8 protein-coding genes are annotated in these 10,184 nt (G+C 70.5%); 6 read left to right on the top strand and 2 right to left on the bottom strand.

What is annotated here, in order from left to right; genetic code table 11:
- The 4 genes from ACZ7GZ_RS40670 to ACZ7GZ_RS40685 all read left to right on the top strand — a co-directional run.
- The coding region (locus ACZ7GZ_RS40670) for a vitamin B12 dependent-methionine synthase activation domain-containing protein (RefSeq protein WP_471032554.1) at nt 1-426 on the top strand (426 nt) is incomplete at its 5' end.
- Between the two features lie 341 nt (nt 427-767).
- The gene (locus ACZ7GZ_RS40675; protein WP_471032557.1) at nt 768-1,469 is read left to right on the top strand and encodes an HAD family hydrolase; all 702 of its coding nucleotides are present in this window, start codon (nt 768-770) and stop codon (nt 1,467-1,469) included.
- A 433-nt stretch (nt 1,470-1,902) separates the two neighbouring features.
- Nucleotides 1,903-3,507, top strand: a complete 1,605-nt coding sequence (locus ACZ7GZ_RS40680; protein WP_471032559.1) for an ABC transporter substrate-binding protein — start codon at nt 1,903-1,905, stop codon at nt 3,505-3,507.
- Between the two features lie 98 nt (nt 3,508-3,605).
- A complete protein-coding gene (locus ACZ7GZ_RS40685; protein ID WP_471032560.1) occupies nt 3,606-5,186 on the top strand; it encodes an ABC transporter substrate-binding protein in 1,581 nt (526 codons plus the stop codon).
- A 97-nt stretch (nt 5,187-5,283) separates the two neighbouring features.
- On the opposite strand, the gene ACZ7GZ_RS40690 is transcribed toward ACZ7GZ_RS40685, so the two are convergent.
- Nucleotides 5,284-5,955 (bottom strand): response regulator, encoded by a 672-nt coding sequence (locus tag ACZ7GZ_RS40690; protein WP_449202223.1) that lies wholly within the window; start codon nt 5,953-5,955, stop codon nt 5,284-5,286.
- A 52-nt stretch (nt 5,956-6,007) separates the two neighbouring features.
- Complete coding sequence (locus ACZ7GZ_RS40695; protein ID WP_471032568.1) at nt 6,008-6,943, bottom strand: RecB family exonuclease; 936 nt, start codon at nt 6,941-6,943, stop codon at nt 6,008-6,010.
- Nucleotides 6,944-7,472: 529 nt separating this feature from the next.
- On the opposite strand from ACZ7GZ_RS40695, the gene ACZ7GZ_RS40700 reads away from it, so the two are divergent.
- Both ACZ7GZ_RS40700 and ACZ7GZ_RS40705 read left to right on the top strand, forming a co-directional pair.
- Nucleotides 7,473-9,104 carry a site-2 protease family protein gene (locus ACZ7GZ_RS40700; RefSeq protein WP_471032563.1) on the top strand — a complete coding sequence of 544 codons (1,632 nt, stop codon included), beginning with the start codon at nt 7,473-7,475 and terminating at the stop codon, nt 9,102-9,104.
- 38 nt (nt 9,105-9,142) lie between these two features.
- The gene (locus tag ACZ7GZ_RS40705) at nt 9,143-10,045 is read left to right on the top strand and encodes a tRNA (adenine-N1)-methyltransferase (protein ID WP_471032566.1); all 903 of its coding nucleotides are present in this window, start codon (nt 9,143-9,145) and stop codon (nt 10,043-10,045) included.
- Nucleotides 10,046-10,184: the final 139 nt, after the last annotated feature.

Below are 10,184 nucleotides of genomic sequence, written 5' to 3' on the forward strand. Positions count from 1 at the left end.
GAGTCGGGGGAGACCGACGTCGTCGGCCTCCAGGTCGTCACCGTCGGCTCGCGCATCGGCGAGGAGACCGCGAAGCTCTTCGAGTCCAACTCCTATCGCGACTACCTCGAACTGCACGGCCTGTCCGTCCAGTTGGCCGAGGCGCTCGCCGAGTACTGGCACGCCCGGGTCCGCTCCGAACTCGGCTTCGCCGGTGAGGACCCGGCCGGCATCGAGGACATGTTCGCCCTGAAGTACCGGGGTGCCCGCTTCTCCCTGGGCTACGGCGCCTGCCCCGACCTGGAGGACCGCGCCAAGATCGCGGACCTGCTCCGGCCGGAGCGGATCGGCGTCCACCTGTCCGAGGAGTTCCAGCTGCACCCCGAGCAGTCCACGGACGCGATCGTGATCCACCATCCGGAGGCGAAGTACTTCAACGCCCGCTGAGCCCTCCGGGGGTTCGGCCGGGCGCCCACTCGGCGAGTCGGGCCCGGTTCTGCGCGAGTGCGGGTGCGTGGGGGGCCGGCTGGTCGCGCAGTTCCCCGCGCCCCTGAGGGTGCTGCGGTGCCGTCGGCTTTCTCGGCACCCCGCGAGCGCGGGCGAGCGGGTCGTCACAGCGGCACGCCAAGGCACCTCTGGCCTGCGCCGGGGGTGTTCAAGGGGATACCCCATGTCGTGAGTGATAAACGAGGCGTTTCCGGTGTCGGCGACGTACACTTGTCGGCCCACTACAGGCCGGTTCCCTGTCCGGGAACCGGCCTGCTCGTCCCTCAAGGAGGTGCGCCCGGATGACCAGCACGGTCCCCGCGCTCGGAACCCGTACGGCGGAAGGCTCAGCCCTGCAGGCCGTACTCCTCGACATGGACGGCACCCTGGTGGACACCGAGGGCTTCTGGTGGGACGTCGAGGTGGAGATCTTCGCCGGCCTCGGCCACCCCCTGGACGACTCCTGGCGGCACGTCGTCGTCGGCGGCCCCATGACCCGCAGCGCCGCCTTCCTCATCGAGGCCACCGGCGCCGACATCACCCTCGCCGAACTCACCGTGCTGCTCAACGAGGGCTTCGAGGACCGCATCGACCGTGCCCTGCCGCTGATGCCGGGCGCCGCCCGCCTGCTGGCCGAACTCCACGAGCAGGCCATTCCCACGGCCCTGGTCTCGGCCTCCCACCGGCGCATCATCGACCGCGTGCTGAGCGTGCTCGGCCCGCACCACTTCGACCTGTCCATCGCCGGCGACGAGGTCTCGCGCACCAAGCCCTTCCCCGACCCCTACCTGCTCGCCGCCGCCGGGCTCGGCGCGGAGCCGGTCAGATGCGCGGTGGTCGAGGACACCGCGACCGGTGTCGCCGCCGCCGAGGCCGCGGGCTGCCGCGTGGTCGCCGTACCCTCCGTCGCCCCCATCACCCCCGCCGAGGGACGCACCGTCGTGACCTCTCTGGAAGAGGTCGACCTGGCATTTCTGCGCGGCCTGATGACGGAAATGCGCTAGCCGTTCACACTGCGTACCATGTCCATTGGCCTGCTTGGACAAATTTCCGGGGAAGTACACCCAAGTGGAATTCCGGGCCGGTCGTACGGCCGAATTCTGCTGACTCACCACACAGTTGGAAGTGTGACGTTCCCCACTCCCAACGGGCTCGACAACCCGGATCAGGTGTGCTGATCGCCGCTGCCCGGGCCCGACCGCCGGGTCTTTGTGTCCCGATTGGTGGGAAGCTGCACTAATCCTGCCGCTGTCGGGTTTTCGGTGTGTCCGCACCTGGTTTCACTGCGTGATGGCGGGTCAACTCGCGCGGCCGTGAACCCTCCTGCGGGCGCGGACTAATCTCATCGCGAGAACATCGCCGCAACCCCCCGTGATCCGCCGCACCACCCATGCATGCCGGATACACGGACTCGAACAGCTCTGGAGAAACTCCCCGATGAACCGCAAGACTTTGGTGCTGCCGGCGGTGGCCGGCCTGCTCACCCCGGTTCTCGCCGCGTGCGGCGGATCCGACAGCGGGAGCAAGAGCGGCGACGCCATCGTCGTCGGCACCACGGACCGGTTCACCGCCACCAGCGACGCCCCGGCGCCCCTCGACCCCGCCTACGCCTACGACGTCGGCACCTGGAACATCCTGCGCCAGACCGTGCAGACGCTGATGGCGCAGCCCAAGGGCGAGGGCGACCCCATCCCGGACGCGGCCGAGAGCTGCTCCTTCACCGACAGCGGCAGCGAACGCTACGCCTGCAAGCTCCGCGACGGCCTGAAGTTCGCCAGCGGCGACCCGGTGACCGCCCAGGACGTCAAGTTCTCCATCGAGCGCGCCCTGCGCATCAAGGCCGACAGCGGTGTGTCCGCCCTGCTGAACACGATCGACACCATCGAGACCCAGGGCGACCGCGAGGTCATCTTCCACCTCAAGACGGCCGACGCCACGTTCCCGTACAAGCTGTCCACCCCGGTCGCGGGCATCATCAACCCGAAGGACTACCAGAGGGACAAGCTGCGCGACGGCTTCTCCGTCGACGGCTCGGGCCCCTACAGCTTCCAGGCCGACGTCAGCGGCAACGCGATCACCAGCGCCACCTTCACCAAGAACCCCACCTACAAGGGTGCCGTGAAGGTGAACAACGACAAGGTCGAACTGCGTTCCTTCAGCGACGCCGACGCCATGGGCGCCGCCATCGACAAGGGTGACATCGACGTCATGACCCGCACCATGTCGCCCGCCCAGATCCAGAAACTGGACGCCGGCAGCGACGACAAGGCCGACCTGGTCGACATGCCCGGCCTGGAGATCCGCTACCTGGCCTTCAACACCGACGCGCCGACGGTCAAGTCCAAGGCCGTACGCCAGGCCATGGCCCAGCTCATCGACCGTGCGGCCCTCGTCTCCAAGGTCTACGGCACCCAGGCCGAGCCGCTGTACTCGCTGGTCCCGGCCACCCTCACCGGCCACTCCAACTCGTTCTTCAACAAGTACGGCAACCCCAGCGTCGCCAAGGCCAAGGACCTGATGACCAAGGCCGGCATCACCGTCCCGGTCAAGCTGACCCTGCACTACACCACCGACCACTACGGCTCCGCCACGAAGAAGGAGTTCGAGGTCCTGCAGCAGCAGCTCAACGACAGCGGACTGTTCGACGCCTCCATCCAGGGCCACACCTGGGAAACCTTCCGCCCGGCGGAGCGGAAGGGCCGGTACGACGTCTACGGCATGGGCTGGTTCCCTGACTTCCCCGACGCCGACAACTTCCTCGCGCCCTTCCTCGACAACGACAACTTCCTCGGCTCGCCGTACTCCAACGGCACCATCCAGCACACCCTGATCCCTCAGTCCCGCCGCGAGGCCAACCGGCTCAACGCCGCCAAGAGCCTGACGCAGATCCAGGACACCGTCGCCGACGACGTCCCGGTTCTGCCGCTGTGGCAGGGCAAGCAGTACGTCGCCGCGCGGGACGACATCACCGGTGTCGCCTACGCGCTCAACTCCTCCTCGACGCTTCAGCTGTGGGAGCTCGGCCGCGGTGTGAGCGGCTGACGGCTCTCTCATCCGGGGGCCAGGGACGGCTGCCCCGGACAACCCGGGGCCAGGACGGCGGCCCCGGGATGACGAACCGACGACAAGGCACATTTCAAGTGAACATGCGCAACCAGTGGCCAGTCCTGCCCATCGTGGCGGGGCTGGCCTCCGGCCTGTTGACCGGCTGCGGCTCGGAGACCGGTGATTCCGGGGGTACCGGCTCCTCCGTGGTGATGGGGATGTCCGACGACGTCCTCGCCACGGATCCGGCGTCCGGCTACGACCCCGGCTCCTGGCTGTTGTTCGACAACGTCTTCCAGTCACTGCTCAGCTTCCCCAAGGGCGCGACCCAACCCCAGCCGGAACTGGCGAAGCAGTGCTCCTTCACCGACTCCCGCGCCACGGAGTACCGGTGCGAACTCAAGGACGGCCTGAAATTCAGCAACGGTGACGCCCTCACCTCGAAGGACGTGAAGTTCTCCTTCGACCGCATGCTGAAGATCAACGACTCCGCCGGGCCCGCGATCATGTTCCCGATGCTCGGCGGCATCGACACCCCGGACGCGAAGACGGTCGTCTTCCACCTGAAGTCCTCCGACGCCACCTTCCCCAGCAAGCTCGCCTCCGGCGCCGGCTCCATCGTGGACCACCGCCAGTACGACGCGCACGGTCTGCGCACCGACCACCAGGCCGTCGGCTCCGGCCCCTACAAGCTGGACTCCTTGGACAAGGACCAGGCGGTCTTCTCGGTCAACGACAACTACAAGGGCACCGCCAAGGTCAAGAACTCCGGCGTCACCCTGAAGTTCTTCCACGGCGACCGCACCGCCCTGAAGAAGGCCCTGACCGACGGCGACATCGACCTCGCCTACCGAGGCCTGTCCGCCTCCGACGTCGCCGGCCTCGACCAGCAGGACGACAGCAAGGGCATCGACGTCATCGAGGGCAGCAGCGCCGAAGTCCAGCACCTGGTCTTCAACATGCAGGACCCGGTCGCCGGAAAGCTCGGCGTCCGCAAGGCCATGGCCTACCTCATCGACCGCGACGCCCTCATCAAGAACGTCTACCAGGGCACCGCCACCCCGCTGTACTCGATCATCCCGGCGGGCATCGTCGGCCACAACACCGCCTTCTTCGACACCTACGGCGCCCGCCCGTCCCGCGCCAAGGCCGCCGCCGCACTGCGCGCCGACGGCATCTCCGGCAAGGTCAAGCTCACCCTGTGGTCCACGCCGTCGCGCTACGGCCCCGCCACCGACGAGGAGCTGAAGGCCATCGCCGGACAGCTCAACGCCAGCGGCCTGTTCGACGCCGACGTCAAGTCCGTCGCCTTCGACCAGTACGAGAAGGACATCGCGGCCGGCAAGTACGGCGTCTACGTCAAGGGCTGGGTGCCCGACTACCCGGACGCCGACAACTTCACCGCGCCGTTCTTCGGCAAGGGCAACGTGCTGGACAACAACTACACCAACCGCACCATCTCCGGCACCCTCATCCCCGACACCGCCGCGCAGAGCGACCGGGCCGCCACCGACAAGGACTTCGGGCGGCTGCAGAACATCGTCGCCGCCGAACTGCCCGTCCTGCCCGTGTGGCAGGCCAAGCAGTACGCGGTCGTCCGCGACGGCGTCTACGGCCTGGAGTACTGCCTGGACGCCTCCACCGTGTTCCGGTTCTGGGAACTCAGCAAGAGCTGACACCTGCTGACGCCGCCGTAGGCGGTAGGACGCAGACGCCAAGGGCGCCCTTCCCCACGCGGGAAGGGCGCCCTTGGCCGTCCAGCGGACCGCCCGCCTACTGCGCGCCGGGACGCACCAGGCCGCTCTCGTACGCGTACACCGCCGCCTGCACCCGGTCCCTGAGGCCCAGCTTCGTCAGCACATGCCCCACATGCGTCTTCACCGTCGTCTCACTGACGAACAGGTCGGCCGCGATCTCCGCGTTCGACAGGCCCCGCGCCACCAGCTTCAGCACCTCCACTTCACGGTCGGTGAGGGTGTTCAGCGTGTCCGGCACCGGTTCCTCACCGGAGGGCAGATGCGTGGCGTACTTGTCCAGCAGCCGGCGCGTGATGCTCGGCGCCAGCATCGCCTCACCGGCCGCCACGACCCGGATCGCCTGCACCAGCTCGTTGGCGGGCGCGTCCTTCAGCAGGAAGCCGCTGGCCCCGGCCCGCAGCGCCTCCACCACGTACTCGTCCAGATCGAACGTGGTCAGCACCAGGACCTTCGCCGGACCGTCCCGGCCCGGCCCGGTGATCTGCCGGGTCGCCTCCACCCCGTCCATCCGCGGCATACGGATGTCCATCAGCACGACGTCCGGCTGCAGGGCCCGAACCTGATCGAGGGCCTGCAGGCCGTCACCGGCCTCGCCGACGACCGCGATGTCCTGCTCGGCCTCCAGGATCATCCGGAAACCCGTACGCAGCAGGGGCTGGTCGTCGACCAGTAGGACACGGATGGCCACGTGACACTCCTTCGCTAGTCCCGGCCATTCTGCCCTGCCCGACTTCCCCGCCTCACACCGTCCCGGACTCGGCCGCCCGCACCGGCAGCGGATACGGCGGGGGAGTGCCGCCGAACTCCGGGCAGTGCGCCTGATGGTCGCACCAGCCGCACAACCTGGTCGGCCGCGGTCGCCACTCCCCGGTCTCCGTGGCCTGCCTGATGGCGTCCCACAGGGCGTGCAGCTTGCGCTCGATCCGCTCCAGATCGGCGAGGACCGGGTCGTACGTCAGCACATCCCCGCTGCCGAGATAGACCAGCTGGAGCCGGCGCGGCACGACCCGCTTCAACCGCCACACCACCAGGGCGTAGAACTTCATCTGGAACAGCGCCCCCTCCGAGTACTCCGGTCTCGGCGCCTTCCCCGTCTTGTAGTCGACGATCCGCACCTCACCGGTCGGTGCCACATCCACCCGGTCGATGATCCCGCGCAGCCGCAGCCCCGAATCCAGCTCGGCCTCCACGAACAGCTCCCGCTCGGCCGGCTCCAGCCGCGTCGGATCCTCCAGCGTGAACCAGCGCTCGACGAGCCGCTCGGCCTCCGCCAGCCACCCGGCCAGCCGCTCCCCCTCCGGGTCGTCGGCGAACAGCTCCGTGACCTCCGGCCTGCTCTCCCGCAGCCGGTCCCACTGACCCGGGATCAGCGCCTTGGCGCGCGATGCGGTCCGCTCCGCCGCCGGCGCGTCGAACAGCCGCTCCAGCACCGCGTGCACCAGCGTGCCCCGCGTCGCCGCCGGGCTCGGCTTCTCCGGCAGCCGGTCGATCACCCGGAACCGGTACAACAGCGGACACTGCATGAAATCGCCGGCCCGGGAAGGCGACAGCGACGTGGGCGCAACCGCGACACGCTCAACACCGGCTCCCGACGCGATGGCCAGGTCCGCTCCCGCCTCGGACGGCGCCCCGGACACGGGAGCCTCGACAGCGACCGCCTCGCGAAGCACGGGCACCCCGGGAGCGGCTTCGGGGGCGACCGCCCCGGGTGTCGCTGGCTTGAGTTCGGCGGCGGGGGACGCCTCGGGGGCGGCGGGCGCCTCGGGGAGGGCAGCTGCCTCGGGAGCGGGAGATGCCTCGGGAGCAGCTTCGGGCGCGACCGCCCCGGCTGTCTCCGGCCCGAGTGCGACGCCGGTGGCGGGGGGCGTCTCGGGGGCGGGGGATGCGCCGGTCGCCTGCGCAGTCGTCGAGGGGATCGGCGTCGGCGCCGGCGGAGCCGTCATGGGTGTCGGCCGCGGCGCCTCGCCCGGACCCGTCTGCTCGGCGCGGCCCGACCGGGCTCCCGCGTCCTCGATGCTGCTGTCCATGTCCACAGACCTTACGGCCCACCACTGACAGTCACCCAGCCGCCGCCCGTCCCGGCGGCGCGACCGTGGGGCAAACACAAGGGGTGCCGGGGCGAAACGCGCCACCACGGCCGCATACCATCGACCAGAGACCCTTCCGTCCGGCAGGTGCGGAAGACGCTTCGAACGAGGGGACACCGTGGACGTGAGCGGCGGGAGCGGGCAGCCGCGGTCCGGCAACGACGAGCCGGCCGAGCACCCCGCGGGTCCTACGGCCCCGACGACCGGCCCCACCCACCACGCCGGCCCGGAACCCCAGGAACCCTCGGCACCCCCAGCCGCCCCCGGCACCGAGACCACCGACACCCCCGGCACCGACGCCCGGAGGCCGACCGGCGAGGCGGAGGCCACAGGCGCCAGCGGCCGTCCGGACACCGAGGGGGCGACCGGCGGCGCGGAGGCCACCGGTGGGAGCGGAGCGACGGGCGGAACCGGCAGTGACCCGGACGCCGACGGGACCAGCACCACGGCCGGTCACACCGGCGGCACGGACAGCACCCGCCCCGAGGGCGCCCCAGACCCCGGTGCCGGCACCCCGCGCGACGCACACCACGAGCACAGGTCGCTCGCCCACTCCGGTATCGCCAAGGGTGAGCCGCCGCAGCCACGGCCCAAGGAACCCGGCGGCGGCATCCTCATGGGCCGGCCGTTCGGCGTCCCGGTCTACGTCGCGCCGAGCTGGTTCCTCGTCGCCGCCCTGATCACCTGGGTCTTCGGCGGCCAGCTCGACCGCGTGCTGCCCGAGCTGGGCGCCGCCCGCTACCTGGTCTCCCTGTTCTTCGCCGTCGCCTTCTACGCCTCCGTCCTGGTCCACGAACTGGCCCACACGGTCGCCGCGATCCGCTTCAAGCTCCCGGTCCGCCGCATCCAGCTGCAGTTCTTCGGTGGCGTCTCCGAAATCGAGAAGGAGGCCGAGACCCCCGGCCGGGAATTCGTCCTCGCCTTCGTCGGACCGCTGCTCTCCCTCGTCCTCGCCGGACTGTTCTACCTCGCCATGAAACCCGTCGAGCCCGGCACCGTCCCCGGCGTCCTGCTGGCCGGCCTCATGATCTCCAACCTCATCGTGGCGATCTTCAACCTCCTCCCCGGCCTGCCCCTCGACGGCGGTCGCATGCTCCGCGCCGTCGTCTGGAAGATCACCGGCAAACCCATGAGCGGCACCATCGCCGCCGCCTGGGTCGGCCGCGCCCTCGCCGTCGCCGTCCTGATCGGCCTGCCCCTGCTCAACCAGTCCGGCGCCCTCGGCGGCGACAGCACCGACACCGGCGGCATGGACACCGTCACCGACGCCCTGCTCGCCGCCATCCTCGCCGCGATCATCTGGACCGGCGCCGGCAACAGCCTGCGCATGGCCCGCCTGCGCGAACACCTCCCCGAACTGCGCGCCCGCACCCTCACCCGGCGCGCCGTACCGGTCCAGACCGACACCCCGCTCTCCGAAGCCCTGCGCCGCGCCAACGCCGCCGGGGCCCGCGCCCTGGTCGTCGTCGACGCCCACGGCAAACCGCTCTCCCTGGTCCGCGAGTCCGCCATCGTCGGCGTACCCGAACACCGCCGCCCCTGGGTCCCCGTCAGCGGCCTCGCCCAGGACCTCACCGACGGCATGCGCGTCTCCGCCGAACTCGCCGGGGAGGAACTCCTCGACGTCCTGCGCGCCACCCCGGCCACCGAGTACCTCGTGATCGAGGAAACCGGCGAGATCTACGGGGTGCTGTCGGCAGCGGACGTCGAACGCGCCTTCGTCAAGGCCATGGCCCGCCCGCCCGCCTAGTGGTCGGCGGCCCCCGCCGCTGCCGGTAGTCTGGTCACATGTCCGAACCGACCGGTGCCGCCCGCAGGCGCGGGCCCTTCAAGGTCGGGGACCAGGTACAGCTGACCGACCCCAAGGGCCGCCACTACACGTTCACGCTCGAAGCCGGGAAGAACTTCCACACCCACAAGGGCTCCTTCCCGCACGACGAACTGATCGGCGCTCCCGAGGGCAGCGTTGTCCGCACCACCGGCAACGTCGCCTACCTCGCGCTGCGCCCCCTGCTCCCCGACTACGTCCTGTCCATGCCCCGCGGGGCAGCCGTCGTCTACCCGAAGGACGCGGGGCAGATCCTCGCCTTCGCCGACATCTTCCCCGGCGCACGCGTCGTCGAAGCCGGCGTCGGCTCCGGCTCGCTCAGCAGCTTCCTGCTGCGCGCCATCGGCGACCAGGGCATGCTGCACTCTTACGAGCGCCGCGAGGACTTCGCCGACATCGCCAAGCAGAACGTCGAGCGCTACTTCGGCGGCCCGCACCCCGCCTGGCAGCTCACCGTCGGCGACCTCCAGGACAACCTGTCCGACACCGACGTCGACCGCGTCATCCTCGACATGCTCGCCCCCTGGGAATGCCTGGAGGCCGTCTCCAAGGCACTCGTCCCCGGCGGCATCCTGTGCTGCTACGTGGCCACCACCACCCAGCTCGCCCGGACCGTGGAGTCCATCCGCGAGATCGGCTGCTTCAACGAGCCGACCGCCTGGGAGACCATGATCCGCAACTGGCACATCGAGGGCCTTGCCGTCCGCCCCGACCACCGCATGATCGGCCACACCGGCTTCCTGCTCACCGCCCGCCGCCTCGCCGACGGAGTCGAGCCCCCCATGCGCCGCCGCCGCCCCGCCAAGGGCGCCTACGGCGAGGACTACGCCGGACCCAACGCCGACGGCGCCGCCGGCCGCTGACCCCCCCACAGAGCACAACGCAACGCACAGAGCACAACGCAAGGGCGGGGGGGGGGGGGGGGGGGGGGGGGGGGGGGGGGGGGGGGGGGGGGGGGGGGGGGGGGGGGGGGGGGGGGGGGGGGGGGGGGGGGGGGGGGGG

It is taken from the genome of Streptomyces sp. NPDC037288, assembly GCF_055603265.1.

Coding starts and splice junctions, on each gene's coding strand:
- ACZ7GZ_RS40680 (WP_471032559.1), top strand. CDS start 1,903: ATGAACCGCAAGACTTTGGTGCTGCCGGCGGTGGCCGGCCTGCTCACC.
- ACZ7GZ_RS40675 (WP_471032557.1), top strand. CDS start 768: ATGACCAGCACGGTCCCCGCGCTCGGAACCCGTACGGCGGAAGGCTCA.
- ACZ7GZ_RS40705 (WP_471032566.1), top strand. CDS start 9,143: ATGTCCGAACCGACCGGTGCCGCCCGCAGGCGCGGGCCCTTCAAGGTC.